The 26,956-nt window shown below is 70.7% G+C and carries 24 protein-coding genes, 1 tRNA gene and 1 pseudogene; 12 read left to right on the top strand and 14 right to left on the bottom strand.

Annotation, left to right across the window (positions count from 1 at the left end; translation table 11 throughout):
• The coding region (locus tag G3I40_RS07935) for a PQQ-binding-like beta-propeller repeat protein (protein ID WP_343244853.1) at window positions 1-1,580 on the top strand (1,580 nt) is incomplete at its 5' end.
• Window positions 1,581-1,872: 292 nt separating this feature from the next.
• Complete coding sequence (locus G3I40_RS07930; protein WP_164301449.1) at window positions 1,873-2,595, top strand: LuxR C-terminal-related transcriptional regulator; 723 nt, start codon at window positions 1,873-1,875, stop codon at window positions 2,593-2,595.
• Window positions 2,596-2,846: 251 nt separating this feature from the next.
• On the opposite strand, the gene G3I40_RS07925 is transcribed toward G3I40_RS07930, so the two are convergent.
• Window positions 2,847-3,125 (bottom strand): hypothetical protein, encoded by a 279-nt coding sequence (locus G3I40_RS07925; protein ID WP_164301448.1) that lies wholly within the window; start codon window positions 3,123-3,125, stop codon window positions 2,847-2,849.
• An 18-nt stretch (window positions 3,126-3,143) separates the two neighbouring features.
• Window positions 3,144-4,838, bottom strand: coding sequence for a sodium:solute symporter family protein (locus G3I40_RS07920; protein ID WP_164301447.1), 1,695 nt, complete (start codon window positions 4,836-4,838; stop codon window positions 3,144-3,146).
• Between the two features lie 242 nt (window positions 4,839-5,080).
• Between G3I40_RS07920 and galT the strand changes: the two genes are divergently transcribed.
• Genes galT through galK form a run of 3 tightly spaced genes read left to right on the top strand, consistent with a single transcriptional unit; the run spans window position 5,081 to window position 8,284 of the window.
• Window positions 5,081-6,145, top strand: a complete 1,065-nt coding sequence (gene galT, locus G3I40_RS07915; RefSeq protein ID WP_164301446.1) for a galactose-1-phosphate uridylyltransferase — start codon at window positions 5,081-5,083, stop codon at window positions 6,143-6,145.
• The gene (gene galE, locus G3I40_RS07910; protein WP_164301445.1) at window positions 6,145-7,107 is read left to right on the top strand and encodes a UDP-glucose 4-epimerase GalE; all 963 of its coding nucleotides are present in this window, start codon (window positions 6,145-6,147) and stop codon (window positions 7,105-7,107) included. The genes galT and galE overlap by 1 nt, the downstream gene beginning before the upstream one ends.
• Window positions 7,108-7,120: 13 nt before the next feature.
• Window positions 7,121-8,284, top strand: coding sequence for a galactokinase (galK, locus tag G3I40_RS07905; protein ID WP_164301444.1), 1,164 nt, complete (start codon window positions 7,121-7,123; stop codon window positions 8,282-8,284).
• Between the two features lies 1 nt (window position 8,285).
• On the opposite strand, the gene G3I40_RS07900 is transcribed toward galK, so the two are convergent.
• Window positions 8,286-8,741 carry a GNAT family N-acetyltransferase gene (locus G3I40_RS07900; RefSeq protein ID WP_164301443.1) on the bottom strand — a complete coding sequence of 152 codons (456 nt, stop codon included), beginning with the start codon at window positions 8,739-8,741 and terminating at the stop codon, window positions 8,286-8,288.
• Between the two features lie 254 nt (window positions 8,742-8,995).
• Between G3I40_RS07900 and G3I40_RS07895 the strand changes: the two genes are divergently transcribed.
• The gene (locus G3I40_RS07895) at window positions 8,996-9,745 is read left to right on the top strand and encodes a response regulator transcription factor (RefSeq protein ID WP_164301442.1); all 750 of its coding nucleotides are present in this window, start codon (window positions 8,996-8,998) and stop codon (window positions 9,743-9,745) included.
• Window positions 9,746-10,220: 475 nt separating this feature from the next.
• On the opposite strand, the gene G3I40_RS07890 is transcribed toward G3I40_RS07895, so the two are convergent.
• Window positions 10,221-10,718 carry a MarR family transcriptional regulator gene (locus G3I40_RS07890; protein ID WP_164301441.1) on the bottom strand — a complete coding sequence of 166 codons (498 nt, stop codon included), beginning with the start codon at window positions 10,716-10,718 and terminating at the stop codon, window positions 10,221-10,223.
• An 88-nt stretch (window positions 10,719-10,806) separates the two neighbouring features.
• Here G3I40_RS07890 and G3I40_RS07885 point away from each other — a divergent pair, with 88 nt between their 5' ends.
• Both G3I40_RS07885 and G3I40_RS07880 read left to right on the top strand, forming a co-directional pair.
• Window positions 10,807-11,625 (top strand): trans-aconitate 2-methyltransferase, encoded by an 819-nt coding sequence (locus G3I40_RS07885; RefSeq protein WP_164301440.1) that lies wholly within the window; start codon window positions 10,807-10,809, stop codon window positions 11,623-11,625.
• A complete protein-coding gene (locus G3I40_RS07880; protein WP_164301439.1) occupies window positions 11,622-12,032 on the top strand; it encodes a VOC family protein in 411 nt (136 codons plus the stop codon). Before G3I40_RS07885 ends, G3I40_RS07880 begins: the two co-directional genes overlap by 4 nt.
• Here the strand turns inward: G3I40_RS07880 and G3I40_RS07875 are convergent.
• The gene (locus G3I40_RS07875) at window positions 12,029-12,715 is read right to left on the bottom strand and encodes a TetR/AcrR family transcriptional regulator (protein WP_164301438.1); all 687 of its coding nucleotides are present in this window, start codon (window positions 12,713-12,715) and stop codon (window positions 12,029-12,031) included. The genes G3I40_RS07880 and G3I40_RS07875 overlap by 4 nt on opposite strands.
• Complete coding sequence (locus G3I40_RS07870; RefSeq protein WP_164301437.1) at window positions 12,712-13,701, bottom strand: fatty acid desaturase; 990 nt, start codon at window positions 13,699-13,701, stop codon at window positions 12,712-12,714. Before G3I40_RS07870 ends, G3I40_RS07875 begins: the two co-directional genes overlap by 4 nt.
• Before the next feature lie 287 nt (window positions 13,702-13,988).
• Here G3I40_RS07870 and ppc point away from each other — a divergent pair, with 287 nt between their 5' ends.
• The gene (gene ppc, locus G3I40_RS07865) at window positions 13,989-16,727 is read left to right on the top strand and encodes a phosphoenolpyruvate carboxylase (protein WP_164301436.1); all 2,739 of its coding nucleotides are present in this window, start codon (window positions 13,989-13,991) and stop codon (window positions 16,725-16,727) included.
• 11 nt (window positions 16,728-16,738) lie between these two features.
• Here the strand turns inward: ppc and G3I40_RS07860 are convergent, their stop codons facing one another.
• From G3I40_RS07860 to G3I40_RS07835, 6 genes are all read right to left on the bottom strand, one after another.
• Complete coding sequence (locus G3I40_RS07860; protein WP_164301435.1) at window positions 16,739-17,203, bottom strand: hypothetical protein; 465 nt, start codon at window positions 17,201-17,203, stop codon at window positions 16,739-16,741.
• Window positions 17,204-17,296: 93 nt separating this feature from the next.
• Complete coding sequence (gene pth / locus G3I40_RS07855; RefSeq protein ID WP_164301434.1) at window positions 17,297-17,890, bottom strand: aminoacyl-tRNA hydrolase; 594 nt, start codon at window positions 17,888-17,890, stop codon at window positions 17,297-17,299.
• A 114-nt stretch (window positions 17,891-18,004) separates the two neighbouring features.
• A complete protein-coding gene (locus G3I40_RS07850; RefSeq protein ID WP_164301433.1) occupies window positions 18,005-18,592 on the bottom strand; it encodes a 50S ribosomal protein L25/general stress protein Ctc in 588 nt (195 codons plus the stop codon).
• Window positions 18,593-18,769: 177 nt separating this feature from the next.
• Entirely contained in the window at window positions 18,770-19,747 is a 978-nt protein-coding gene (locus tag G3I40_RS07845) for a ribose-phosphate diphosphokinase (RefSeq protein WP_164301432.1), read from the bottom strand.
• 120 nt (window positions 19,748-19,867) lie between these two features.
• Entirely contained in the window at window positions 19,868-21,331 is a 1,464-nt protein-coding gene (gene glmU / locus G3I40_RS07840; RefSeq protein ID WP_164301431.1) for a bifunctional UDP-N-acetylglucosamine diphosphorylase/glucosamine-1-phosphate N-acetyltransferase GlmU, read from the bottom strand.
• A gap of 117 nt (window positions 21,332-21,448) precedes the next feature.
• Window positions 21,449-21,519 (bottom strand) — tRNA-Gln (locus G3I40_RS07835).
• 416 nt (window positions 21,520-21,935) lie between these two features.
• On the opposite strand from G3I40_RS07835, the gene G3I40_RS07830 reads away from it, so the two are divergent.
• Entirely contained in the window at window positions 21,936-23,261 is a 1,326-nt protein-coding gene (locus G3I40_RS07830; protein WP_164301430.1) for a histidine kinase, read from the top strand.
• A gap of 188 nt (window positions 23,262-23,449) precedes the next feature.
• On the opposite strand, the gene G3I40_RS07825 is transcribed toward G3I40_RS07830, so the two are convergent.
• Both G3I40_RS07825 and G3I40_RS07820 read right to left on the bottom strand, forming a co-directional pair.
• Window positions 23,450-23,959, bottom strand: a complete 510-nt coding sequence (locus G3I40_RS07825) for an SUKH-3 domain-containing protein (protein WP_164301429.1) — start codon at window positions 23,957-23,959, stop codon at window positions 23,450-23,452.
• Window positions 23,959-24,513, bottom strand: a complete 555-nt coding sequence (locus G3I40_RS07820; RefSeq protein WP_164301428.1) for a YwqJ-related putative deaminase — start codon at window positions 24,511-24,513, stop codon at window positions 23,959-23,961. Before G3I40_RS07820 ends, G3I40_RS07825 begins: the two co-directional genes overlap by 1 nt.
• 230 nt (window positions 24,514-24,743) lie before the next feature.
• Here G3I40_RS07820 and G3I40_RS07815 point away from each other — a divergent pair, with 230 nt between their 5' ends.
• Together G3I40_RS07815 and G3I40_RS07810 are read left to right on the top strand one after the other, a co-directional pair.
• A complete protein-coding gene (locus tag G3I40_RS07815; protein ID WP_164301427.1) occupies window positions 24,744-25,739 on the top strand; it encodes an SMI1/KNR4 family protein in 996 nt (331 codons plus the stop codon).
• Between the two features lie 7 nt (window positions 25,740-25,746).
• Window positions 25,747-26,956: pseudogene (locus tag G3I40_RS07810) on the top strand (hypothetical protein); the annotation flags it as partial.

Raw genomic sequence — 26,956 nt, 5'->3', positions numbered from 1 at the left:
GCCAGCAGCCGCAGCAGCCGCCCACGCCCGCGTACGGTCAGCAGCCGTACGGGCAGCAGCAGCCCCAGTACGGCTACCCGCAGCCGCCCACCGCTCCGATGCCCGCGCCCGGCGGCGGCGGCGCGGGCGGCGGCCGGGGCGGTGTCTCGCCCATCGTGTGGATCGTCACCGCGGCCGTCGTGGTGATCGCCCTGATCGTCGGCGGCGGCATCTTCTACGCGAACTCCTCCGGTGACGGCGACGGTGGCGACAAGAACACCTCCGCCGACGGCAAGAAGGACGGCGGCGGCCAGGGCAAGGACGGCACCGGGTTCGGCGGGGGCGGCCAGGAGAAGGTCCCGGCCAACACCTCGGCGAGCATCGCCTTCCAGCTGCCCCAGCCGCAGGTCGCCAAGGACCAGGTCGACAGCGTCGTGGGCTCCTGGCTGACCGACAAGACGTACGCCAAGGCGGGCGTCGACGAGATCGTCGGCCACGACCCGGCGACCGGCAAGGAGACCTGGACGCTGCCGCTGTCCGGCCAGACCTGCGGAGCGTCGAACGACGTCACCAAGGACGCGCTGGCGGCCGTCGTCAGCGAGGACGCCAAGCGGCCCAAGGACGGCCGCCACCAGACGTGCAGCCAGATCACGGTCTTCGACGTGAACACCGGCAAGAAGCTCTGGACGAAGAGCATCGGCTCGGGCGACCAGGCCCGCACGTTCGAGGAACTCTCCTTCTCCGGCGACACGTTGGCGGCCGGCGGCGGGCTGCGCGGCGGCGCGGCCTTCGACGTCAGGACCGGCAAGATCCTGTGGCAGCCGCAGGAGGGCGACTGCGAGGACGTCGGCTACCACGGCGGCGAGCAGCTGGTCGCGGTGCGCAAGTGCGGCGACTACGGCAACGAGAAGTACGAGGTCCAGCTCCTGGACCCGAAGACCGGCCGGCCGAAGTGGTCGTACAAGCTCGCCACCGGCGTGGACAACGCGAAGGTCCTGTCCACGAACCCGGTCGTCTTCGGCGTCGGCGCGGGCGACAACTCGGCGGGCACCGTCTCCGACATCTTCTCGCTCGACGCGAACGGCAAGCTCGTCACGAAGATCGCCATCGACGACGAGAAGTACGACTTCGACTGCGAGGTCGGCAGGATCGAGGGCTGCTCGAAGATCGTCGTCGGCAACGGCCGGGTCTACCTGGCCACCCGTCAGCACGACGCGGGCGGCGACGTCGGGATGACCAACGAGATCGTCTCGTTCGACCTGAAGACCGGCAAGAGCACGGGCGACCGGGCGGACGGCGGCGAGTACGAGATCTTCCCGTTCCGCATGGACGGCGGGAACATCCTCGCGTACAAGGACGGCCCCTACGACAAGGGCGCCCAGGTCGTCAGCATCGACCCCAAGGGCATGAAGCAGACGACGCTCCTGGAGACCCCGGCCACCGAGCCCGTCACGAGCGCGATCAGCAGCATGGTCCCGGGCAACTCCGGCTCCGAACTGCGCTACTCCGACGGCCGGTTGTACTTCGGCAAGGGTCTGATCAGCCCGCCGTACTCGAAGGACGAGAAGGGCTACACGGCCATCGGGTTCGTCGCGCACTGACGATCGCGCGCTGACGAAGCACGCCCCGACCGCCCGTCGGCCGACCCGCGGCCCCGCTCCCCGCACAGGGAGCGGGGCCGTCGTCGTCCCCGCGCGCCAATACAGCCCATCACACCTGAAAGGCGGGGAATTCAGCATTCAGGGCCGCTTCTCACCGGTAGGGGGCGCGCAACGTCGAACAAGCGTGTAGCTTCCGGGGGATGAAGGAGGACGGGGAGTCGGGGGGCTCGCTCGTCCATGGGGGGTCCGTGGGTCCGCGGCGACGCGCGGGGCGAACTGGGGGGTTGGATCGATGGGTGTCCGGCTCATGGTGGTCGACGACCACCGCTTGCTCGCCGAGGCGCTGGCCTCGGCCCTGAAGCTGCGCGGGCACCGGGTGCTCGCCGCGGCCGCGCCCGCCGCGGGCGCCGCCGAACTCGTCATCTCCCGGGCGCCGGAGGTCTGCCTCATCGGTACCGCGACCCCGGCCGAACCGGGCACGTTCGACCCGGTGGTCCGCATCAAGCGCGAGCGCCCGCAGGTGGCGGTGGTGGTCCTCGGCCCGGTCCCGTCCCCGCGCGGCATCGCCGCGGCCTTCGCGGCCGGCGCCTCCGGTTACGTACGCCACGACGAGCGCATCGAAGGGGTCGAGCGCGCCCTGATGAAGGCGCGGGCGGGCGAGGCGGCGGTGGCCCCGGCGCTGCTCCAGGGCGCCTTCAGCGAGCTCCTGAACCCCGTGGCCCAGCCCGACGACGAGGGGCAGCGGCTGCTCCAGATGCTGACTCCGCGCGAGGTCGAGGTCCTGGTCCGGGTCGCGGACGGCGAGGACACGCGGCTGATCGCGGCCGGCATGGGCATCGCCCCCTCGACGGCCCGTACGCACGTCCAGCGGGTGCTGATGAAACTGGGCGTCGGGTCCCGGCTGGAGGCGGCGGCACTGGCGGCCCGCACGGGTCTGCTCGACCGGGCGGGACCGGTGGTCACGCCGCAGGGAGCCTCGGACGTGCTGCCGGACTCGCCCGAACCGGAGTCCTGAGCTATAGTCGATCTTGTGCTCGTCACCGCAACACGCGGTGGACGGCCGTGCGTTGGTGGTCCAAGGAAAGACGCCCCGCTTCCTGCGGGGAAATGCAGGTGCAAGGCCTGCCCGGCGCTCCAGAAGCAGAAGTCCCATCCCGCTCAGGCGGGGTGGGACTTTTTGCGTGCGTGCGGGGAGCGTGCGCGGGCGGCGAAAAGGGCCGGGGCCCGCCGTCCGTGGACGACGTGCTCCGGCCCTCGCCGTGCCGGTTACTCCGACTCGTCCGGCGTCGGCGGCGCCGTCGGACGCAGCTTCAGCCAGACCAGGAAGAACAGGCCGAGGGCGAGCATGCCGAGGCCCGTCCACAGGTTGATGTTGATGTTCTCGGCCTTCTTGAGGTCGGCGTCGGAGGCCGTGATGCCGGCGATCGTGACGATCACGCCGTACAGCACGAACAGGCCGCCGATGATGCGCCGGATGTCGAAGAGCCGTGCCGCGGTCGCGGACTTGCGCTCCAACTCGGAGACTTCGTTCTGGAGTTCAGACATGGTGGGTCGAGCCTCCGATCAGAGGGAGTAGGGGAGGTAGCAGAGCGCGGCGAGGACGACGGCGCCCCAGCCGAGCAGCGCCGGCTTGCGGTACCAGGCGTCGTCGCCCTTGGCGGGCTCCTCCTCCAGGCCCGGGGCCGTCGTGCCGTACACCAGCCCTGCCAGCTCCGCCTCCGGCTTGGGAGCGGTGAAGAGCGTGACCACGACCATGACCACCGCACCGGCCACGAAGCCGACGATCGCCGAGACGAAGTTGGCGCCCTGGTCGGTCGGGATGTCGATGACACCCTGCTTGTAGATCCAGAAGTAGTTGAGCATCGCGGCAGTGGTGCCCGCGGCCAGGCCCCAGACGCCCGACTTCATGGAGGCGCGCTTCCAGAACATGCCGATGATGAAGACCACGAACATCGGGACGTTGAAGAAGGAGAACAGCGTCTGGAGGTAGCCCATGATGTTCGAGAACGACGAGGCGATGAACGCCGTGCCGATGGACAGGACGACGCCGATCGCGGTGATCGCCCGGCCGAACTTCAGGTAGTACCCGTCGGGCTTGTCCGTCTTGACGTACTTCGCCCAGATGTCGTAGGTGAAGACCGTGTTGAAGGACGAGACGTTCGCCGCCATGCCCGCCATGAAGGCGGCGAGCAGGCCGGTCACCGCGATGCCGAGGACACCGTTCGGGAGCAGTTCCTGCATCAGGTACGGGATCGCGTCGTTGTAGGTGAGGTCCGAGCCGGCGCCGCCGATCTTCGGGACGAGCACCGCGGCGACCATGCCCGGGATCATCACCAGGAAGACGATGAGGAGCTTCGGGAACGAGGCGATGAGCGGGGTGCGCTGGGCGGCGGAGAGGTTCTTGGCCGACAGGGCGCGCTGGACCTCGGCGAAGTTCGTGGTCCAGTAGCCGAAGCCGAGGACGAAGCCCAGGCCGACGATGATCGTGAGCCAGTTCGCGCCGAGCGGGTTGGCGTCACCGATGCCGGTGCCGCCCCATGCCGACATGAAGTTCTCGCCGTGCTGCGACTTCAGGGAGTCGGTCATGCCGCCCCAGCCGCCGACGCGCTTGAGGCCGATGATGCAGATCGGGATCAGCGCGGCGAGGATCACGAAGAACTGCAGGACCTCGTTGTAGATCGCCGACGACAGACCGCCGATGGTGATGTACGCGAGGACGAACAGGCCCGCGACCACGATGGCCACCCACTGCGGCCAGCCGAGCAGCGCCTCGACGACGATCGACAGGGCGTAGAGGTTCACGCCCGCGATCAATATCGCCGCGAAGGCGAACAGGACCGAACTGAGCAGATGGGCCGACTTGTCGAACCTCTGGAGCAGGAACTCCGGGACCGAGCGCACCTTCGAGCGGTAGTAGAACGGCATCATGACCAGGCCGAGGAAGACCATGGCCGGGATGGCGCCGATCCAGTACCAGTGGACGACGGCGACGCCGTACTGCGCGCCGGTCGCTGCCATGCCGAGGATCTCGGTGGCGCCCAGGTTGGCGGCGACGAACGCGAGACCCGTGACCCACGCGGGCAGCGAACGCCCGGACAGGAAGAAGTCGAGGCTGGTCTTCACCGAGCGGCGGGCCGCGAAGCCGATGCCGAGGACGACGACGAAGTAGATCGCCAGAATCGCGTAGTCCAGGCCGTTGGTCGGCAACCGTAGCCCTGCGGCCAGGGTTGTCGTGGCTGAGAGTGTGGGGGACTGCATGGGAACTCGCTTCGTTGCGCGAACTGAATCAGTCCGGAACCTACGCCTGAGTCTTCAATAAGTGAACAGTTCGCATGATGTTCTTTGTTTGATTGTGATCGAGGGCTCTCGGGAAACCCCCGCTGAGGCACAGAAAGCGCACAGACGGCTCCGATCCGTTCCCTTGACGTCTCTGTTGCCTTATGCTTTGTTGTGTTCGGTTCTGTTTGGTTGTTGGTTTGGCTCGATGAGGAGCATCGGACGTGAAGAAGACGTCGACCCGGCTCGCCGACGGTCGTGAGCTCATCTACTACGACTCGCGCGACGACGTCGTCCGGGACGCGGTCGACCGCCGCCCTCTCGACCGCACCGTCACCACCTCGGAGGTCCGCCGCGACCCCCTCCTCGGCGACGCCGTGGCGATCGCCTCCCACCGGCAGGGGCGCACCTACCACCCGCCGGCCGACGAGTGCCCGCTGTGCCCGTCCGAGGGAGAGCGGCTGAGCGAGGTCCCCGACTCCTCCTACGACGTCGTGGTCTTCGAGAACCGCTTCCCCTCGCTCGCCGGTGACGCCGGCCGGTGCGAGGTCGTGTGCTTCACCTCCGACCACGACAAGTCCTTCGCCGACCTGAGCGAGGAACAGGCCGGCCTGGTGCTCGACGCGTGGACCGACCGGACCGCCGAGCTGTCGAACCTGGACTCCGTCGAGCAGGTCTTCTGCTTCGAGAACCGGGGCGCCGAGATCGGCGTGACCCTCGGCCACCCGCACGGCCAGATCTACGGCTACCCCTTCGTCACCCCGCGCACCGCGCTCATGCTGCGCTCCGCCGCCGAGCACAAGCAGCAGACCGGCGGGCGCAACCTCTTCGCCGATGTGGTGGAGAAGGAGGTGGAGGACGGGTCGCGGATCGTCCTCGACGGCGAGCACTGGGTGGCTTTCGTCCCGTACGCCGCGCACTGGCCGTACGAGGTGCACCTCTACCCCAAGCGGCAGGTCCCCGACCTGCTCGGGCTCGACGACGCGGCGCGCACGGAGTTCCCCAAGATCTATCTGGAACTGCTGAGGCGCTTCGACCGGATCTTCGGCGAGGACCAGCCGGCGACGCCGTACATCGCCGCCTGGCACCAGGCGCCGTTCGGCCCGCTGGACGAGTTCGAGGGCGTCAACCGCGACGACTTCGCGCTCCATCTGGAGCTTTTCACCATCCGCCGTACTTCCGGCAAGCTGAAGTTCCTCGCGGGTTCCGAATCCGGCATGAGCGTGTTCATCAACGACGTGCCGCCGGAGACCGCGGCCGAGCGACTGCGAGAGGTAGCGAGCAAGTAATGGGCAAGTACCTGGTCACGGGTGGTGCGGGATACGTCGGCAGCGTCGTCGCTCAGCACCTGATCGAGGCGGACCACGACGTCACCGTCCTCGACAATCTCTCCACGGGCTTCAGGGAGGGCGTGCCCGCGGGCGCGGACTTCGTCGAGGGCGACATCCGCGACGCGGCCAAGTGGCTGGACCCCTCCTTCGACGCCGTGTTGCACTTCGCCGCGTTCTCGCAGGTCGGCGAGTCCGTCGTGAAGCCCGAGAAGTACTGGGACAACAACGTCGGCGGGACGATGGCGCTGCTGGCCGCCATGCGCTCGGCGGGCGTCAGGAAGCTCGTCTTCTCCTCGACCGCGGCCACCTACGGCGAGCCGGTGGGCACCCCGATCACCGAGACCGACCCGACCGCGCCGACCTCCCCCTACGGCGCCTCGAAGCTCGCCGTCGACCACATGATCACCGGCGAGGCCGCGGCCCACGGCCTGGCCGCCGTCTCGCTGCGCTACTTCAACGTGGCGGGCGCGTACGGCAGTTGCGGCGAGCGGCACGACCCCGAGTCGCACCTCATCCCGCTCGTCCTCCAGGTCGCCCAGGGCCGCCGCGACGCCATCTCGGTCTACGGCGACGACTACCCGACGCCCGACGGCACCTGCATCCGCGACTACATCCACGTCGCCGACCTGGCCGAGGCCCACCTCCTCGCCGTCGAGGCCGCCCGCCCCGCCGAGCACCTCATCTGCAACCTCGGCAACGGCAACGGCTTCTCCGTGCGCGAGGTCATCGAGACCGTCCGCCAGGTCACCGGGCACCCGATCCCCGAGGTCGTCGCCCCGCGCCGCGGCGGCGACCCGGCGGTCCTCGTGGCCTCCGCCGCCACCGCGCACGAGCGCCTCGGCTGGAACCCGTCCCGCGCGGACCTCGCGGGAATCGTCGCCGACGCCTGGCAGTTCGCCCAGGCCCGCCAGGAGAAGTAGGGGCTGTCAACTGATGTCCGTCGCCGCGCAGTTCAGTGAGTTGTACGGGTACGAGCCCGCCGGAGTGTGGGCGGCTCCCGGCCGCGTCAACCTCATCGGGGAGTACACCGACTTCAACGAGGGCTTCGTCATGCCGCTCGCGCTGCCGCACACCGCGGTCGCCGCGGTGGCCAAGCGGACGGACGGGGTGCTGCGCCTGCACTCCGCCGACATCGACGCCCCGATCACCGAACTGCGGGTCGACGAGCTGACGCCCCTGTCGAAGTACGGACAGGGCGGCTGGGCGGCGTACCCCGCCGGTGTGGTCTGGGCGCTGCGCGACGCGGGCCACGAGATCACCGGCGCCGACATCCACCTGGCGTCCACGGTGCCGACCGGCGCGGGCCTGTCGTCCTCGGCGGCCCTGGAGGTCGTGACCGCGTACGCGCTCAACGAGCTCTTCGCCCTCGGCCTGGACCGGCCGCGGCTGGCGGTCCTCGCCCAGCGCGCCGAGAACGTCTTCGTCGGCGTCCCGTGCGGCGTGATGGACCAGATGGCGTCGGCCTGCTCGACCGAGGGCCACGCGCTGCACCTGGACTGCCGGGACCTGTCGACCCGCCAGGTCCCCTTCGACCTCGCGGCACAGGGACTCGAACTCCTCGTCGTCGACACCCGCGTCAAGCACGAGCTGGGTGACGGCGCGTACGCGGAGCGGCGCGCGGGCTGCGAGGAGGGCGCGCGCGTCCTCGGCGTCTCGCACCTGCGCGACGTCGCCTACGACGAACTCGACGCCGCGCTCGCGACGTTGGAGCAGGCGCAGGTGGACGAGAAGGTCGTCCGCTACGTGCGCCACATCGTCACCGACGACCACCGCGTGGAGCAGGTCATCGCCCTCCTCGACGCCGGCGACGTACGGTCGATCGGCCCGGTCCTCGGCCAGGGCCACCGCTCGCTCCGCGACGACCTGCGCATCTCCTGCCCGGAGCTGGACCTCGTCGTCGACACGGCCACCGCCGCCGGCGCCATCGGCGCCCGGATGACCGGCGGCGGCTTCGGCGGCTCGGCGATCGTGCTGGTGGAGAACGCCGACGCGGACGCCGTCACCAAGTCGGTCCTCGCCGCCTTCGAGGCGGCCGGGTACGCGGCGCCGCGGGTGTTCCCCGCGGTGCCCTCGGCGGGCGCCCGCCGCGAGAGCTGACTCAGACCAGACGCTTGGTGAGGGTGAACTCCTTGACCCCGGGCGGGTAGTCGGGGACGACCGCGACGACGTCGTAGCCGTGCTGCCGGTAGAAGCCCGGGGCCTGGAAGTCCCACGTCTCCACGCGGGACTTGACGCAGCCGCGCTCCTCGCGGGCCGTGCGCTCCGCCTCCGCGAGCAGCCGGGAGCCGAGACCCGCGCCGCGGTGCCGGTCCGCGACCCAGAGCAGGTTCACGTGCAGCCAGGTCGCCCAGGTGTGCGCGTCGAGTCCGGCGGCCAGGGCGCCGTCCCGCTCCCACGCCCAGACCTGGAGCGGGGTTTCGCGCTCGGCGGGGGTGCCGCGCAGGTGGCGCAGCGCGGGGGAGGCCGCCGTGTTCGTGTCCTGGAGCAGGGACTGGAGCAGAAGTCCGCGCTCTTTGTCGACTTCTGTCTCAATGCGAAACATGTGCCTCACCATAAACGCGCTGGACAGTCGCCCGTCGGTCAACGAGTAACCAGTTCTGTGAATTGCCTTCCCCCCGGGGCCCACAGCCCTACTCTGAGGACAACACCGGTGGGGGCCGGTGTTGATCAGGGGGCGAGACAGCCGGGTACGACGCCCGGAGTGGGGGTAGCAGTCAGAGCGCGGCGGCGGCCGTGCGGCTGCGGTGACCCGTCTCTCCGGGCGCCGTACCTGCGTTGGTCCGTCCTCCGACCACTGGGGGTTGTCACGTGGTTCGTATCCGGGTTCTGGTCGTCGACGACCATCGCATCTTCGCCGAGTCACTGGCCGCGGCGCTCGCCGCCGAGCCTGACGTCGACGTGTCGGCCGCGGGCAGCGGTCCGGCCGCCCTGCGCTGCCTCGACCGGGCGGCCGCCGAGGGGCGCAGATTCGATGTGCTGCTCGTCGACGCCGACCTGGGCGCGGCGTCGATGCAGGGCATGCGCCCGCCCACCGTCGTACCCGACGGTCCCGCGCAGGAAGGGCTCGTGGACGGCATCTCGCTGGTGGCGGGCGTCCGTTCGGGCCAGCCCGCGGTCCGTACGGTGGTGCTCGCCGAGCGGGACGATCCGCGCCGGGCGGCGCTCGCCCTGCAGGCCGGTGCCTCCGGCTGGGTCGCCAAGGACTGTTCCCTGTCCCGCCTGTTGAACGTCATCCGGGGCGTGCTGCGCGACGAGACGCATCTGCCTCCGGCGCTGCTGACCGGCGTGCTGCGGGAGCTGACCGCGGCGCGCAAGCACCGCACGGAGTCGGAGCGGCTGGTGGAATCACTGACACCGCGGGAGCGTGAGGTGCTGCGCTGCATGGTCGCCGGGCTCGGGCGCAAGGCGGTCGCCGAGCGGCTGTTCCTGTCGCCGCACACCGTCCGCACGCACATGCAGAACGTGCTGGGCAAGCTCGGGGTGCACTCGACGCTGGCCGCGGTTGCGCTTGCGCGGCGGGCGGGGGTGGGGCCCGTGGACCTCGAGGCCGCCAGCTGACCGGCCCCCGGGCTTCTCGCCCGGTTCCCCGCGCCCCTGAACAGATCGGCGTCTGCCTCGCGGGGGGCTCGTTGCTGTCCGACGGACCGTGGGGGCTGGTCGCGCAGTTCCCCGCGCCCCTGGAAGGACCGGTCTCGTTGTCGGCTGACGGCCGGTGGGGGCTGGTCGCGCAGTTCCTCGCGCCCCTGGACAGATCCGCGTCTGCCTCGCGAGGCTCGTTGCTATTCGATGGACCGGTGGGGCTTCTCGCGCAGTTCCTCGCGCCCCTGGACAGATCCGCGTCTGCCTCGCGAGGCTCGTTGCTGTTCGACGGACCGTGGGGCTTCTCGCGCAGTTCCCCGCGCCCCTGAAGCGAGCTTCGCTCGCCCAGGGGCGCGCCGGAGGGAAGGCTGCGCGCAGCGCATGTCTTAGGGGCGCGGGGAACTGCGCGGGAAGCCCCGCCGGGCTTCGGTCGGCGACGACGCCGGGGTGCCGGTCAGCCGGGGATGTTGTCGAACGGGGCCGTCAGCTGGCGGAGCAGGGACGCCAGTTCGGCCCGGTCCCCTCGGGAGAGCTCCGCCAGGATCGCCCGCTCCTGCGCGAGCAGCCCCGCGAGGGCCTGGTCCGCGCGGTCCCGGCCCTCGCCGGTGAGGCGGACCAGGACGCCACGGCGGTCGCTGGGGTCCGGGAGGCGCTCGACGAGGCCCTTCTTGGTGAGGCGGTCGATGCGGTTGGTCATCGTGCCGGACGTGACCAGGGTCTGCGTGAGCAACTGCCCGGGAGAGAGCTGGTACGGGGCGCCCGCGCGGCGCAGTGACGTCAGGACGTCGAACTCCCACGGCTCCAGCTGGTGCTCGGAGAACGCGAGACGGCGGGCACGGTCGAGATGGCGCGCCAGCCTGCTGACCCGACTGAGCACCTCAAGGGGCTCCACGTCGAGGTCGGGGCGCTCCCGGCGCCACGCTGCGACCAGACGGTCGACCTCGTCCTCCATGACGATCAGTGTAGGGGGTGTGTCGACATGAAGTCTCTTGATATCGACTTTCTTGACATCGAGATACTGTCGTGGCGATCCTGGAACCATGACGACGACGCCCCCGCCCACCTGGGACCCGCAGCAGTACCTCCGCCACGCCGACCACCGCGGCCGCCCCTACCGGGACCTGCTCGCCCGCGTCCCCGCCCTGCCCCACCAGGCCCCCCGCATCGCCGACCTGGGCTGCGGCCCGGGCAACGTCACGACGCTGCTCGCCGAGCGCTGGCCCGACGCCACCATCACCGGGTACGACAACTCGCCCGAGATGCTGGAGCGGGCCGCGGAACACGCCGGGCCCACCGCGGGCGGCGGCCGCATCGACTTCGCGCCCGCCGACATGACGCGCTGGACGCCCACCGAGACGTACGACCTGATCGCCTCGAACGCGACGCTGCAATGGGTCCCCGGCCACGCCGACGCCTTCCCGCGCTGGCTGGACGCGCTCGCCCCCGGCGGCACGCTCGCCTTCCAGGTGCCGGGCAACTTCGCGGCACCCAGCCACGCCCTGATGCGCGAACTCGCCGCCTCCGCGCGGTGGAAGGACAGGCTCGACGGAGTGCTGCGGCGCCCGTCGCCCGTGCTGGAGCCCGCCGCCTACCTGGAACGCCTCGCGGACCTCGGCTGCACGGTGGACGCCTGGGAGACGACGTACCTGCACCTGTTGCAGGGCGCCGACCCCGTTCTGGACTGGGTGAAGGGAACCGGCCTGCGGCCCGTGCTCACCGCCCTCGCGGACGACCCGCAGGAGCGGGACGCGTTCGTGACCGCCTACCGGGACCTGCTGCGGGAGGCGTACCCGGCGACCGCGCACGGCACGGTGCTGCCGTTCCGCCGGCTCTTCGTGGTGGCGGCGAAGCCCGCGTGATCGCCGCCCTCGACCACGTCCAGCTCGCCGCGCCCCCGGGCAGCGAACCGGCCCTGCGCGGCTTCTACGTCGACGTACTCGGCATGACCGAGACCGCCAAGCCGCCCGTGCTCGCGGCGCGCGGCGGCTGCTGGTTCGAGGCCGGGGGCGCACGGCTGCACCTGGGGACCGAAGAGCCCTTCCGGCCCGCGCGAAAGGCCCACCCGGGGCTGCGCGTACGGGACATCGAGGCGTTCGCACGGCGGCTCACGGAGCACGGCGCCGACGTCACCTGGGACGACAGCCTGCCGGGGCACCGGCGCTTCTACAGCACCGACCCCGTCGGCAACCGGCTCGAATTCCTGGAGCCGTCGGGACCGAGCCCCGCGCCCCCGAAGCGGGTGCTCAGGGGCGCGGGCTCGGGCTAACTCTTGCGGTGCCCTATGAGACGGGGCTTCGGTTCGAGGCCGTCGAGGCCGTGCCAGGCCAGATTGACCAGGTGCGCGGCGACCTCCGCCTTCTTGGGCTTACGGGCGTCCAGCCACCACTGGCCCGTCAGGGCGACCATCCCGACCAGCGCCTGCGCGTACAGCGGCGCGAGCTTCGAGTCGAAGCCGCGGCCCTTGAACTCGCGGCCCAGGATGTCCTCCACCTGCGTGGCGATGTCCGAGATCAGCGAGGCGAAGGAACCCGTGGACTGCGGGATGGGGGAGTCCCGCACCAGGATGCGGAAACCGTCGGTGTACTCCTCGATGTAGTCGAGGAGCGCGAACGCGGCCTGCTCCAGCAGTTCGCGCGGGTGGCCCGCCGTCAGCGAGCCGGTGACCATGCCGAGGAGCTGGCGCATCTCCCGGTCGACGACGACCGCGTACAGGCCCTCCTTGCCGCCGAAGTGCTCGTAGACCACCGGCTTGGAGACCCCGGCCTTCGCCGCGATCTCCTCCACCGACGTGGCCTCGAAACCCTTGGCGGCGAACAGCGTGCGACCCACGTCGAGCAGTTGCTGACGTCGCTCCGCTCCCGTCATACGGGTGCGGCGCGCACGTCGCTGTTTGTTGTCTGGCCGGTCGCTGCTCGGGGTGCTTGAGTCGGTCGCCACGCTGTCCATCATGCCGGTCCGGCGCCCTCGGACTTGCGGCGGGAGGCAATGCGGTCCTTCGACGGCCAGCGCACGTCGTGCGCCCAGCCGAACTGCTCGAACCAGCGGATCAGGCGCGCGGAGGAGTCGACCTGCCCGCGCATCACCCCGTGCCGCGCCGACGTCGGGTCGGCGTGGTGCAGGTTGTGCCAGGACTCCCCGCAGGACAGCACCGCCAGCCACCACACGTTGCCGGACCGGTCACGGGACTTGAAGGGACGCTTGCCGACCGCGTGACAGATCGAGTTGATCGACCACGTGACGTGGTGCAGCAGCGCCACGCGCACCAGCGAGCCCCAGAAGAAGCCCGTGAACGCGCCCCACCACGACATCGTCGCCAGGCCGCCGATCAGCGCGGGCAGCGCGAGGGACAGCAGCGTCCAGAAGACGAACTGGCGCGAGATCGCCCGGATCGCCGGGTCCTTGATCAGATCCGGCGCGTACTTCTCCTGCGGCGTCTGCTCCTCGTCGAACATCCAGGCCATGTGCGCCCACCACAGGCCCTTCATCAGGGCCGGCACGGTCTCCCCGTAGCGCCACGGCGAGTGCGGGTCACCCTCCGCGTCGGAGAACTTGTGGTGCTTGCGGTGGTCGGCGACCCAGCGCACGAGAGGGCCCTCCACGGCCATCGAACCCGCGACGGCGAGCGCGATCCGCAACGGGCGCTTGGCCTTGAACGAGCCGTGCGTGAAGTACCGGTGGAAGCCGATCGTGATGCCGTGACAGCCGAGGTAGTAGAAGAAGACGAGCAGGCCGAGGTCGAGCCAGCTCACCCCCCAGCCCCAGGCCAGCGGCACCGCCGCGACCAGGGCCAGGAACGGTACGGCGATGAACAGCAGCAGGGTGATCTGCTCCAGCGACCCCTTCTGCTCACCGCCCAGAGTCGCCGATGGCAGCGGCGCGGACGGGCCGGACGCCTCCTGCGGGGCGTCGTCGATCACATCGGAACTGATGGCCATGGGATGTCCCCTGTGGAAGTCGAGGGTTGAGAGGGTCTGTGACGGGTCAGGAGATCCACGGAGATCCGCGGAGGTGCTCACCTACGGTTCCGTAACCTACGGCGTCGTAAGTATGGCAGCGCGTAGCCGGGCTGTACGAGGCCCCGAGCAGTGCTGCGAGCGCGGGCACATATCCTTGGAAACGGTCGGACAGCGCGGTCCGCTCTGAATCTCCACCCGGGTCTACTACCCGGTTCCCGGGGACTTCCCCTCCCAGACGAGCTTCACCACTGCAAGGAGCCGCACCTGTGAGCAGTGCCGACGAACAGACCGCTGCGACGAGCAGCAGCCCCGAGCTGCGCGCCGACATCCGCCGCCTCGGCGATCTGCTGGGCGAGACCCTCGTCCGCCAGGAGGGGCCCGAGCTCCTCGACCTCGTCGAGAAGGTCCGCCGCCTGACGCGCGAGGACGGCGAAGCCGCCGCCGAGCTGCTGCGCGGCACCGAGCTGGACACGGCCGCCAAGCTGGTCCGCGCCTTCTCCACCTACTTCCACCTGGCCAACGTCACGGAGCAGGTGCACCGTGGCCGCGAGCTGCGCGCCATGCGCGCCGCCGAGGGCGGCCTGCTGGCCCGCACCGCCGACCGCCTCAAGGACGCGGACCCGGACCACCTGCGCGAGACGGTCGAGCACCTCAACGTCCGCCCGGTCTTCACCGCCCACCCCACCGAGGCCGCCCGCCGCAGCGTCCTGAACAAGCTGCGCCGGATCGCCGAGCTCCTGGAGACCCCGGTCCTGGAGACCGACCGCCGCCGCTACGACACCCGCCTCGCCGAGAACATCGACCTGGTGTGGCAGACCGACGAGCTGCGTGTCGTGCGCCCCGAGGTCACCGACGAGTCGCGCAACGCCATCTACTACCTGGACGAGCTGCACGCCGGCGCCGTCGGCGACGTCCTGGAGGACCTCACCGCCGAACTGGAGCGCGTGGGCGTCCGCCTCCCCGAGGCCTCCCGCCCGCTCACCTTCGGCACCTGGATCGGCGGCGACCGCGACGGCAACCCGAACGTCACCCCGCAGGTGACCTGGGACGTGCTGATCCTGCAGCACGAGCACGGCATCAACGACGCGCTCGACATGATCGACGAACTGCGCGGCTTCCTGTCGAACTCCATCCGCTACACCGGCGCCACCGAGGAGCTGCTGACCTCGCTCCAGTGCGACCTGGAGCGGCTGCCGGAGATCAGCCCCCGCTACAAGCGGCTCAACGCCGAGGAGCCCTACCGGCTCAAGGCCACCGCGATCCGGCAGAAGCTGGAGAACACCAAGGACCGGCTCGCCAGGAACACCCCGCACGTCGACGGCCGTGACTACCTCGGCACCGCCGAACTGATCCACGACCTCACGCTCATCCAGACCTCGCTGCGCGAGCACCGCGGCGGCCTGTTCGCCGAAGGCCGGATGAACCGCACGATCCGGACCCTGTCCGCGTTCGGTCTGCAGCTGGCCACCATGGACGTACGCGAGCACGCCGACGCCCACCACCACGCGCTCGGCCAGCTCTTCGACCGGCTCGGCGAGGAGTCCTGGCGCTACAGCGACATGCCCCGCGAGTACCGCGGCAAGCTGCTCGCCAAGGAGCTGCGCTCGCGCCGCCCGCTGGCGCCGACCCCGGCCCCGCTGGACGCCGACGGCGAGAAGACGCTCGGCGTCTTCCACACCATCACCAAGGCGCTCGACGTGTTCGGGCCCGAGGTCATCGAGTCGTACATCATCTCGATGTGCCAGGGCGCCGACGACGTGTTCGCCGCCGCCGTGCTCGCCCGCGAGGCCGGTCTCATCGACCTGCACGCGGGCTGGGCGAAGATCGGCATCGTGCCCCTCCTGGAGACGACGGACGAGCTCAAGGCCGCCGACACGATCCTGGAGGACATGCTCTCCGACCCGTCCTACCGGCGCCTGGTCGCGCTCAACGGGGACGTGCAGGAGGTCATGCTCGGCTACTCCGACTCCTCGAAGTTCGGCGGCATCACGACGTCCCAGTGGGAGATCCACCGGGCGCAGCGCCGCCTGCGCGACGTCGCCCACCGCCACGGCGTCAGGCTCCGGCTGTTCCACGGCCGCGGCGGCACCGTCGGCCGCGGCGGCGGCCCCTCGCACGACGCGATCCTCGCCCAGCCCTGGGGAACCCTGGAAGGCGAGATCAAGGTCACCGAGCAGGGCGAGGTGATCAGCGACAAGTACCTGGTGCCGTCGCTGGCCAGGGAGAACCTCGAACTGACCGTCGCCGCGACCCTGCAGGCCTCCGCCCTGCACACCGCACCGCGCCAGTCCGACGAGGCCCTCGCCCGCTGGGACGCCGCCATGGACGTGGTCAGCGACGCCGCGCACGCCGCGTACCGCAAGCTGGTCGAGGACCCCGACCTGCCGACGTACTTCCTCGCCTCCACCCCGGTCGACCAGCTCGCCGACCTGCACCTGGGCTCGCGGCCCTCCCGCCGCCCCGGCTCCGGCGTCTCCCTCGACGGCCTGCGCGCCATCCCGTGGGTGTTCGGCTGGACCCAGTCGCGGCAGATCGTGCCCGGCTGGTTCGGCGTCGGCTCCGGCCTGAAGGCGCTGCGCGAGGCCGGACTGGACACCATGCTCGACGAGATGCACGAGCACTGGCACTTCTTCCGGAACTTCGTCTCGAACGTCGAGATGACCCTCGCCAAGACCGACCTGCGGATCGCCAGGCACTACGTCGACACGCTCGTACCGGACAACCTCAAGCACGTCTTCGCGGACATCGAGGCCGAGCACGAGCTGACCGTGGCCGAGGTGCTGCGCATCACCAAGGAGAGCGAACTCCTCGCCGCGCAGCCCGTGTTGAAGCAGACGTTCGCCATCCGCGACGCCTACCTCGACCCGATCTCCTACCTCCAGGTCGCCCTGCTCAAGCGGCAGCGCGACGCGGCCGCCGCGGGCCAGGAGCCCGACCCGACCCTGGGCCGGGCCCTGCTGCTCACGGTGAACGGCGTCGCGGCCGGACTGCGCAACACCGGCTGATCCAGAGGGCCCTAGAGGCTCAGGGCGGCGAAGGCCGCCGTCAGCAGCGCGAGACCGGCGCCTCCCGTGATCCACGCGAGGCGCCGGTTGCGCATTCCGCCCGCGATCACCACCGACGCGAGCAGCAGCGCACCGCCCAAGGGCACCCACGCGTGCAGGAACCCGGCGGTACCCGCCCGCACCGCCCGCACCGAACTGGGCTTGAGGACCACGGGGAAACGGGCACCCTTCTTCTCCCCGATCGAGCGGTCGACCGTCACGCGCGCGTGCCGCACGGCGGTGGCGGAGGTCGGCGAGAAGGAGCCGGTGCAGGAGTCGTCCGTGCACCGCGCCACCGTCATCTCACCCCGCTCACGGCCCTTGGGGAACATGACGTGCTGGGCCGAGCCCCACGACGCCCAGAAGCCGGCGACCAGCAACAGCGCGGCGAGCGCCCCCGCCGCGAGCTGCCGGACGACCGGCACCGAAGAAGACATGGCCGGGATCCTTGGCCATGACCCGGCGCACGGTCAACTCCCGCCGCCGGTATGTCCGTACAGGTCAGGAGTTGTTCGGGCAGGAGCCGTGAGTCAGGAGTTGTACGTGGACTGCGCGCGCTCCAGGCCTTCGAGGACGAGCGCCTCCACCGCGTCGGCGGCCCGGTCCACGAAGTAGTCCAGCTCCTTGCGCTCCGCCGACGAGAAGTCCTTCAGGACGAAGTCCGCGACCTGCATCCGCCCCGGCGGCCTGCCGATGCCGAACCGCACCCGGTGGTAGTCCGGCCCCATGGCCTTCGTCATCGACTTCAGACCGTTGTGCCCGTTGTCGCCGCCGCCCAGCTTCAGGCGCAGCACCCCGTAGTCGATGTCCAACTCGTCGTGCACCGCCACGATGCGCTCGGTGGGCACCTTGTAGAAGTCACGCAGAGCGGTCACCGGGCCGCCCGAGACGTTCATGTACGACATCGGCTTCGCGAGGATCACCCGACGGTTCGCAGGTCCCGGCGGACCGATCCGGCCCTCCACCAGTTGGGCCTGCCCCTTGGTCGCGCGCTTGAACTTGGCGCCCATCCGCCGCGCGAGGAGATCGGCCACCATGAAGCCGACGTTGTGCCGGTTCATCGCGTACTCGGGACCGGGGTTGCCCAGCCCGGCGATCAGCCAGGGGGCGTTGTCGTCGGACATGCACAATCCTCACGCGCGTACGTACGGGACGTCGGTACAGGTACACCTGGATACAGCGGTACGGGGTGGCAGGCCGTGCCCGCCACCCCGTACAACAGCTCACAGACCGAAGGCTCAGGCCTCCGCGGCCTCGTCACCCTCGGCGTCGGCCGGGGCCTCCTCGGCCTGCGCGGCCAGGACCTGCAGCACGACGGCGTCGGCGTCGGTGGCCAGCGTGGTGCCGGACGGCAGCGTGATGTCCTTGGCGTGGACGGCGTCACCGGCGTCGAGGCCCGCGATGGAGACGGTGACCGACTCCGGGATGTGCGTGGCCTCGGTCTCGACCGACAGCGTGTTCAGGACGTGCTCGAGCAGGTTGGCACCGGCGGCCAGCTCGCCCTCGGTGAGGACCGGGAGCTCGACGGTGACCTTCTCGCCGCTCTTCACGAGGAGCAGGTCGACGTGCTCCAGGAAGCCCTTCAGCGGGTCGCGCTGCACGGCCTTCGGGATCGCCAGCTGGGTCTTGCCGTCGAGGGCGAGGGCCAGCAGGACGTTCGGGGTGCGCAGGGCGAGCGTGAGCTCGTGGCCCGGCAGCGTGACGTGGATCGGGTCACCGCCGTGACCGTAGACGACACCGGGAACCTTGTTCTCGCGGCGGATGCGGCGGGCGGCGCCCTTGCCGAACTCGGAACGGGTCTCAGCGGCGAGCTTGACCTCGGACATGTGCTCTCAACTCCTCGTAGAACTAGGGAAACCCTGAAAAGGGCTGGTCACCCGGCCACGAACGGCCTGCTACGAAGAGCGCGTCGATAACGGACAGCCACACACGAAAGTGCGGCCTCCCTCGCCGAGCAACTTCAACAGATTACCCGGAGAGGAAGGCCGCACCCAAATGGATCTTTACGCTTCGCCCTCGAAGAGGCTGGTGACCGAACCGTCCTCGAAGACCTCGCGCACCGCGGAGGCGATCGTCGGGGCGATCGACAGGACCGTGATCTTGTCGAGCTCCAGCTCGTTCGGCGTCGGCAGCGTGTTCGTGAAGACGAACTCACTGACCTTCGAGTTCTTCAGCCGGTCCGCCGCCGGGCCCGAAAGGACACCGTGCGTCGCCGTCACGATGACGTCCTCGGCGCCGTGCGCGAACAGGGCGTCCGCGGCGGCGCAGATCGTGCCACCCGTGTCGATCATGTCGTCGACCAGGACACAGACACGGCCCTTCACGTCACCGACGACCTCGTGCACGGTGACCTGGTTGGCCACGTCCTTGTCGCGGCGCTTGTGCACGATCGCCAGCGGGGCGCCCAGACGGTCGCACCAGCGGTCGGCGACGCGCACCCGGCCGGCGTCGGGGGAGACCACCGTCAGCTTGTTGCGGTCGACCTTCGCGCCCACGTAGTCCGCCAGGATCGGCAGCGCGAACAGGTGGTCCACCGGACCGTCGAAGAAGCCCTGGATCTGGTCGGTGTGCAGGTCGACCGTCAGGATCCGGTCGGCGCCCGCGGTCTTCATCAGATCCGCGATCAGACGCGCCGAGATGGGTTCACGTCCGCGGTGCTTCTTGTCCTGCCGCGCGTAACCGTAGAACGGCACGATGACGGTGATGGAGCGGGCCGACGCACGCTTCAGCGCGTCGATCATGATCAGCTGCTCCATGATCCACTTGTTGATCGGAGCCGTGTGGCTCTGGATCAGGAAGCAGTCGGCGCCACGGGCGGACTCCTGGTAGCGGACATAGATCTCACCGTTGGCGAAATCGAAAGCCTTGGTCGGAACGATCCCGACACCGAGCTGGTGCGCGATCTCCTCCGCAAGCTCGGGGTGGGCGCGGCCAGAGAAGAACATCATCTTCTTCTCGCCCTGCGTCTTAAGCCCGGTCACAGCACTAGTCTCCTCAGACGAGTTCGTCCGCCGCAGCTGCCCGCGCGTCCCTATAGCAGCGAGCCAGGCGAATCGTGAGCATCTATCACGGTACGCCGTGTCGGACGCACCTGTTTCCGGTCAGCCCTCGCTGCCCGGCTCCCGCGTGGTCGCCTCGGCCGCCTTCGCGGCCGCGCTCCCCGGGCGCTTGCGCGCCACCCAACCCTCGATATTCCTTTGCTGGCCCCGGGCGACGGCCAGCGAACCGGCCGGTACGTCCTTCGTGATGACGGAGCCCGCGGCGGTGTACGCACCGTCCCCGACCGTGACAGGCGCCACAAACATGTTGTCCGAACCGGTGCGGCAGTGCGACCCGATCGTGGAGTGGTGCTTGTCCTTGCCGTCGTAGTTCACGAAGACACTGGCGGCACCGATGTTGGTGAAGTCGCCGATCGTCGCGTCGCCCACGTAGGACAGGTGCGGCACCTTCGTGCCCTCGCCGATCGTCGCGTTCTTCGTCTCGACGTACGTACCGACCTTGGACTTGAGCCCGAGGCGGGTGCCGGGGCGCAGGTACGCGAACGGCCCCACGGACGCCTGCGGCCCGATCTCGGCGCTGACGGCCACGGTGTTGTCCACGCGCGCGCCGGCGCCGACCGTCGTGTCGGTCAGGCGGGTGTTCGGGCCGACGACCGCGCCCTCGCCGAGGTGGGTCGCGCCGTGCAGCTGCGTGCCGGGCAGGATCGTCGCGTCCCGCTCGAAGGTCACGCTCACGTCGATGAAGGTGCTCGTCGGGTCGACGACGCTCACCCCGTCGAGCATGGCCCGCTCCAGCAGCCGGTCGTTCAGGATCCGGCCCGCCTGGGCCAGCTGTACGCGGTTGTTGATCCCGGCGATCTCGCGGTGGTCCCGGGCCACGGAGGCGCCGACCCGGTACCCCGCCTCGCGCAGGATGCCGAGCACGTCGGTGAGGTACTCCTCGCCCTGGCTGTTGTCCGTACGCACCTTCTTCAGGGCGTCGGCCAGCAGGCGGCCGTCGAACGCGAAGACGCCCGAGTTGATCTCGGTGATCGCGCGCTGGGCCTCGGTGGCGTCCTTGTGCTCGACGATCGCGGTCACGGCGCCGGAGTCGGTGTTGCGCACGATGCGGCCGTAGCCGGTGGCGTCGGGGACGTCGGCGGTGAGGACGGTCACCGCGTTCCCGTCGGCGGTGTGCGTGGCGGCCAGGTCCTGGAGCGTCCCGCCGGTGAGCAGCGGGGTGTCCCCGCACACGACGATCACGGTGCCGTCGAGAGCGGCGTCCGTGTCGTCGGCGTACAGCCCGTCGAGGCCCATGCGCACCGCGTGGCCCGTGCCGTTCTGTTCGGCCTGCACGGCGGTACGTGCCCCGGGGTCGACGGCGGTCACGTGAGCGGCGACCTTCTCGCGCTCGTGGCCCACCACGACGACGAGCTGTTCGGGGTTCAACTCCCGTGCGGCGGCCAGCACGTGACCGACCAGCGAGCGGCCGCAGAGGTCGTGCAGGACTTTCGGAGTGGCCGACTTCATACGGGTGCCCTCACCCGCTGCGAGAACGACGACGGCGGCCGGGTGATTGGCGCTCACGGGGGTGCCCTTCGGCTTCGGATGCTTCGTGGGGTGGACATCCGCAGGATACCGGGGGGTTCTGGCGTGGAAATGAGAGTGGGGCCCGACCGTCGCCGGCCGGGCCCCGCAGTGACGCTCCCGAGGAAGGAATCGAACCCTCATTCAATGGACCAAAACCATTTGTCCTGCCATTAGACGACTCGGGATGGCATGTGCTCTGTGTCCGATTCTCTCGGGCAGCGGTGAGCGTGGCCCCCACTATGCCGTACCAGGAGCCTTCGACGCGACGGTACAACTCTGCGCCCCCGGGCACCTAGACGGCCGGACAACCGTGGTACCCGTCCGAAGTGTTCAGCCGGGTGGTCTTCGGGCTGTGCTTCTTGCGCCGACCCGGCTCCAGCTGGATCCGGTCGCAGGTCAGTCGAAGTCGTCGTACCTGCCTGTGGCATGCGTCATAGGCACAGGCTCTGGTGGAAGTCGTCATTCCGGGTGGAAACCCGTGGGGGCCAGCAGTTCGAGTGATACCCGGTGGTTTCGGCTTCGTTCGAATCCGGGGTGTGGTGTAGGCCAGTCCCCAAAACTCGCCGGAAATGGGGCGGGGTGCGCCCGTAGGCTGGGAGGTATGACCACGACGGGGGAAGTTCACCGAGCGGCCGGGGGGCCGTGGTGGTGGGAGCGGCGGCGCAGTGCCGTGCTGGATGTGGGGCTCGCGGCGGCGTCCGCCGTGGAGTGCGCGTTCGAAGGGGTGCCGTTCGCTCACAAGGCCGGGCTGCCGGCTTCTGTAGGGATCGTTTTCGGGGTGCTGACCGGTGCGACGCTGCTGCTGCGGCGGCGCTGGCCGATCGCCGTGGTGCTGGTGTCGGTGGCGGTGACGCCGGCCCAGATGGGCATCATGCTCACGGTCGTCGCGCTGTACTCGCTGGCGGCGTCGGAGATGCCGCGGCGGATCATCGGGGCGCTGGCGGGGATGTCGTTCGCGGGGACGCTGATCGTCTCGGTGGTCCGGGCGCAGCAGGACATGATGAACAGCGACCGGTTCCAGATCGGCGGCTGGTTCGTCCCGTTCGTCGCGATCACCACGTCCCTGGGGGTGACGGCGCCGCCGTTGCTGCTCGGTATGTACGTGGGTGCGCGGCGCCGTCTGATGGAGAGCCTGCAGGAGCGCAACGAGTCGTTGGAGCGGGAGCTGTCCCTGCTCGCGGAGCGGGCCGAGGAGCGGGCCGAGTGGGCGCGGGGCGAGGAGCGCACCCGTATCGCGCGGGAGATGCACGACGTGGTGGCCCACCGGGTGTCGTTGATGGTCGTGCATGCGGCGGCGTTGCAGGCGGTGGCCAGGAAGGACGCCGAGAAGGCGGTGCGCAACGCGGCGCTGGTGGGTGACATGGGCCGGCAGGCGCTCACGGAGCTGCGGGAGATGCTGGGGGTGCTGCGGGCCGGTGATCCGGTGCCGGAGCGCGGCCGGGGCGAGGGGGCGTTGCCGCTGGCGGCGGTGGGCGCGGCGGCGGCCGCGGCGGCGTCTCGTGCCGAGGCGGAGGTGGGCGCTACCGAGGGTGGTCCGTGTCTGGCGGATCTGGACGAGTTGGTGGGGCAGTCCCGGGAGGCCGGGATGGTGGTGGAGATGACGGTCGAGGGGGAGTCGCGCGGGTATGTCGCGGTCGTGGAGCAGACCGCGTACCGGGTGGTGCAGGAGGCGCTGACGAACGTGCACAAGCACGCGGCGGGTGCGAAGACGTACGTGCGCCTCGCGCATCGTGGGGCGGAGGTGGCGATGCAGGTGGAGAACGAGTCGCCGCCGGTGCCGTCGGCGGCTTCGGCGGCCGGTCTTCCCTCGGGTGGCAACGGGCTGATCGGGATGAAGGAGCGGGTGGCCGGTCTCGGGGGAGTGTTCGTGGCCGGGCCGACGGATGCGGGTGGTTATCGGGTGTCGGCGGTGCTGCCCGCGGCGTAGCTCCGCTGGGGGGTCGTTGCCGGGTGCGCCGCCGTCGTGGTTGGTCGCGCCGTTCCCCGCGCCCCTGACATGCAGGCGCTGCACTCCGCGTTTCCCCGATGAGATGCCGCACGACGTGCGCGTCTCAGGGGCACGGGGAACGGCGCGAGAAGCCCACCGGCCGGCAGCCGACAGCTGAAGCGGCGGCGTTACGGCGACGGCTGCAGGCGGATCGGCTGGACGCCGGTGACCAGCGTTTCCAGCGCTTGGTCGATGCCGGGGCCGAGGTACCAGTCGCCGCTGTGGTCGAGGGCGTAGACGCGGCCCTCCGTGTCGATGGCGAGCAGTGCCTCGGTGCCGGACTCGGCGCCGAGCGGGCACACCTCCGTGTCGAGAGCGCGACCGAGGTCGCCGAGGGTGCGGGCCATGTGGAGGCCGTGCAGCGGGTCGAGGTGGGGCTGGGAGGGGGCTATCTGGCGGCCCGGTCCGGTGGGGGTGAGGTGGAGGCCGCCGAACTCCGCCCAGGCCTCGACGGCCGCCGGGAAGACGGCGTGCCGGTGGCCGGCGGGGGAGACGTGGGTGCGCAGGGCGTCGGCCCAGAACTCGGCCTGCTTGATGTCCCAGCGGCCGGGCTGCCAGCCGGCGGCGCGCAGCGCGGCGTCGACGCCCACGGTGAAGCGGGTGGTCGAGGTGCGGTCCGATGAGGGCGGATGGGGCATCAGCGGTCGGCCTCGTGCTCGGCGGTGTCGGTGGTGGGATCGACGACGTGTACGCCGAAGTGGGCGGTGAGCGCGGCGCAGGCGCGGCAGGGCCGGGCGAAGCCGCCGTGCAGCGGGTCGCCGTCCTCGCGGATGCGGCGGGTGGTCAGCTTGGCGTGCTTGAGGGCCTTGCGGGCCTCGCTGATGGTCATGGGTCTGCGCCGGGCGCGCTTGGACTTCTCGGTGCGCTCCGCGTCGGCGGCGTCGAGCCGGCGCGAGACGAGGATGGTCTCGGCGCAGCGGCCGGTGAACCTGTCGCGCTGCGCGCTGGTCAGCGTGTCCAGGAAGTCCTGTACCAACGGGTGCAGGGCGGGCGTCTGTTCGCCTCGGGCCGCGGTGGACGTGAGTGTGCTGCCGCGCACGGAGAGCGCGGCGGCGACGGCGGGCAGGATGCCGTCGCGGCGCCCGCGCAGCACCGGGACGTCCGCGGAATCGGTGGTGCTCCAGCCGACGCGTGGGTCATTGCCGGACGTCGTGTCCGTGGGCGCTGATGGCTCTGCGGTACCGGTGTTCATGTGGTGCTTCCCCTCCTGCAATCCCCCAGGTTGCCTGCACAGACTGTCAAATGGGGCGGGTGGTGCGGAAGCCGGTACCCGTCGACACGCCCGATCGTCACGGGGTGGTGACAGGGGGGTGACTGCTGGTCATGGAACCGGAGGGCCGGTGACCGGTGTCGTACAACCGCATAGGCTGTGACGACCAAGGAACACCAGAACCGTCGACAGCGCCGCAGGGGGCAACCGCCATGACGACAGGTCGGCTCGGGCAGCAGACCGCGCCGCCGAACGCGGCCTATGCCGGGCAGGTAGTGAACTTCCCGGATCCGGTCCGCGCCGCCAGGCATCCCAGAGGGGTGCGGGTGGACGGCGAGGGCTATCCGGACTTCTCCGCGTACGCGCGTGCGGCTGCGGAGATCGCGGAGCCGCCCGAGGGCTTCGGCGTCGACGAGCTGCGGCTGACGGACTACGTGTCGGCGAACGCGGCGCTGGCCGCTTCGGGGCACGAGCTGTGGGACACGATCCCCTCGGTGGCGACGCCGCACGGCTGGACCTGGCACCACGTCCGCGGCTCGCGCCGCCTGGAGCTGGTGCCCGTCGAGGTGAAGGCGTTGCTGCGCCACCACGGCGGACTCGCGACGACGGCCGTGGACCAGCACAAGCGCGGCACGCGCCCGCTGCAGGACACCCGGCCCGCGCACTTCGGTCTGCCCAAGTCGGGTGTGGCGGTGACCGAGGCCCAAGTGCTCGGTGTAGAAGAGGACTTGGGGTACCGGCTGCCGGGCGCCTACCGCTCGTTCCTGAAGGCGGGCGGCGGGTGCGCGCCCGTGGGGGCGGCGCTCGACGCCGAGCTGGGCCTCCTGGTCGACCAGCCGTTCTTCACGGTGCGCGACGAGGCCGCGGTCAACGACGTCGTGTACGCCAACAAGTGCCTGCGCGACCACCTGACCAAGGACTACCTCGGCGTGGGCTTCGTGCAGGGCGGGATCCTCGCCGTGAAGGTGCGCGGCGAGGCGACCGGGTCCGTGTGGTTCTGCGCCTACGACGACGCGCGCGACGGCGGTGACACGGCCGGCTGGTCGGTGGCCGAGCGCGTGGAGCGGCTGCTGCTGCCCGCGGGCGACGACTTCGACGTGTTCCTGTCCCGACTTGCCGGTAATCCGCCGGAGTTGGAGACGGTGGCGAACCTGATGGTGGACGGCGGCTTCGCGAGCGCCGTCCCGACGGTCTCGGACGAGGGGTGAAGGTCCGATGGTGACGTTCGCGCAGGCGCAGGAGCGCGCCGAGGAATGGATCAACGGGGAAGTGCCCGCGTACCAGCACCGTGAGGTGCGGGTGCGCGAGTTCGAGCTGGGCTTCGTGGTGTGGGCGGAGGACCGGGAGACCGGCCCGGTGTCCGACGGCGGCCGCCAGCGGCTCGTCATCGCACGTGACAGCGGCGAGGCGACGCTGTGGCCCTCGCTGCCCGTGGGCGAGGTGATCCGGCGGTACGAGGAGGAGTACGGCCTGCCGGACGCGCCCGCGGCGCCCGCGGCGGCGCAGCCCCCGGAGCGGGTCGATCTGAACCAGACGTCGTTCCTGCTCAGCCCGCCGCAGTGGCTGCAGGACGCGGCGGACAAGCTGGGCATCCCCGACCGCCGTGCGACGCCGGCCGCGGAGCCCGCGCCCGCGGCGTCCTCGGCATCTTCGCCGAGCGCGCCCGAGGGGGCGACGCCCTGGGCCGGTACGGACACGAACGGCGTCGGTGACGAGGAGGACCGGTCGGTGCCGCTGCCCGAGACGGTGTTCTCGCCGCAGCTGGCCGAGGAGACGCCCCCGCCCGGTGTCCTGCCCGACGCGAAGACCGCTCTGATCTCGGGCGGCAGCCAGCTCCCGCCGACGGCGGTGGCCCGCGCGCTCGACGAGACGCCCGCGCCCGCGCCGTCGTACGGGTACCCGCAGGGGCCTGGTGGACCTGGTGGGCAGGTCGGCCCCAACACCCCGCCGCCCCCGGCGAGTTCCACGCCGGCACCGGCACCGGCACCGGCACCGGCACCGGCACCCGCACCGCCCGCGCCGTCGCCTTCTTCGTACGGGTACCCGCAGGGGCCTGGTGGTCCTGGTGGGCAGGCTGGCCCCAACACCCCGCCGCCCCCGGCGAGTTCCGCGCCGGCACCGGCACCGGCACCGGCACCGGCACCGACGCCCGCACCGTCGCCTTCTTCGTACGGCTACCCGCAAGGCCCCGGCGGTCCTGGTGGGCCGGTCGGTCCCAACACCCCGCCGCCCCCGGCGAGTTCCACGCCGGCACCGACCCCGGCCCCGCCGTCGCCTTCCTCGTACGGCTACCCGCAGGGTCCGGGTGGGGCCGGTAACACCCCGCCGCCTCCCGGGAGTTGCACGCCTCCGCCCGCTCCGCCCGCGCCGCAGTACGGCTATCCGCAGGCGCCCGGCGGGCCCTCCACTCCGCCGCCCCCGGCCG

Origin of the sequence: Streptomyces sp. SID14478, assembly GCF_010548525.1 — a bacterium.
GTDB lineage: Bacteria > Actinomycetota > Actinomycetes > Streptomycetales > Streptomycetaceae > Streptomyces.
The sequence above is the reverse complement of the archived record's forward strand: the minus strand, read 5'-3'. Positions and strand labels throughout refer to the sequence as shown.

Coding starts and splice junctions, on each gene's coding strand:
- G3I40_RS07930 (WP_164301449.1), top strand. CDS start 1,873: ATGGGTGTCCGGCTCATGGTGGTCGACGACCACCGCTTGCTCGCCGAG.
- G3I40_RS07925 (WP_164301448.1), bottom strand. CDS start 3,125: ATGTCTGAACTCCAGAACGAAGTCTCCGAGTTGGAGCGCAAGTCCGCG.
- G3I40_RS07920 (WP_164301447.1), bottom strand. CDS start 4,838: ATGCAGTCCCCCACACTCTCAGCCACGACAACCCTGGCCGCAGGGCTA.
- galE (WP_164301445.1), top strand. CDS start 6,145: ATGGGCAAGTACCTGGTCACGGGTGGTGCGGGATACGTCGGCAGCGTC.
- galK (WP_164301444.1), top strand. CDS start 7,121: ATGTCCGTCGCCGCGCAGTTCAGTGAGTTGTACGGGTACGAGCCCGCC.
- G3I40_RS07900 (WP_164301443.1), bottom strand. CDS start 8,741: ATGGTGAGGCACATGTTTCGCATTGAGACAGAAGTCGACAAAGAGCGC.
- G3I40_RS07890 (WP_164301441.1), bottom strand. CDS start 10,718: ATGGAGGACGAGGTCGACCGTCTGGTCGCAGCGTGGCGCCGGGAGCGC.
- G3I40_RS07885 (WP_164301440.1), top strand. CDS start 10,807: ATGACGACGACGCCCCCGCCCACCTGGGACCCGCAGCAGTACCTCCGC.
- G3I40_RS07875 (WP_164301438.1), bottom strand. CDS start 12,715: ATGATGGACAGCGTGGCGACCGACTCAAGCACCCCGAGCAGCGACCGG.
- G3I40_RS07870 (WP_164301437.1), bottom strand. CDS start 13,701: ATGGCCATCAGTTCCGATGTGATCGACGACGCCCCGCAGGAGGCGTCC.
- G3I40_RS07860 (WP_164301435.1), bottom strand. CDS start 17,203: ATGTCTTCTTCGGTGCCGGTCGTCCGGCAGCTCGCGGCGGGGGCGCTC.
- pth (WP_164301434.1), bottom strand. CDS start 17,890: ATGTCCGACGACAACGCCCCCTGGCTGATCGCCGGGCTGGGCAACCCC.
- G3I40_RS07850 (WP_164301433.1), bottom strand. CDS start 18,592: ATGTCCGAGGTCAAGCTCGCCGCTGAGACCCGTTCCGAGTTCGGCAAG.
- G3I40_RS07830 (WP_164301430.1), top strand. CDS start 21,936: ATGACCACGACGGGGGAAGTTCACCGAGCGGCCGGGGGGCCGTGGTGG.
- G3I40_RS07825 (WP_164301429.1), bottom strand. CDS start 23,959: ATGCCCCATCCGCCCTCATCGGACCGCACCTCGACCACCCGCTTCACC.
- G3I40_RS07820 (WP_164301428.1), bottom strand. CDS start 24,513: ATGAACACCGGTACCGCAGAGCCATCAGCGCCCACGGACACGACGTCC.
- G3I40_RS07815 (WP_164301427.1), top strand. CDS start 24,744: ATGACGACAGGTCGGCTCGGGCAGCAGACCGCGCCGCCGAACGCGGCC.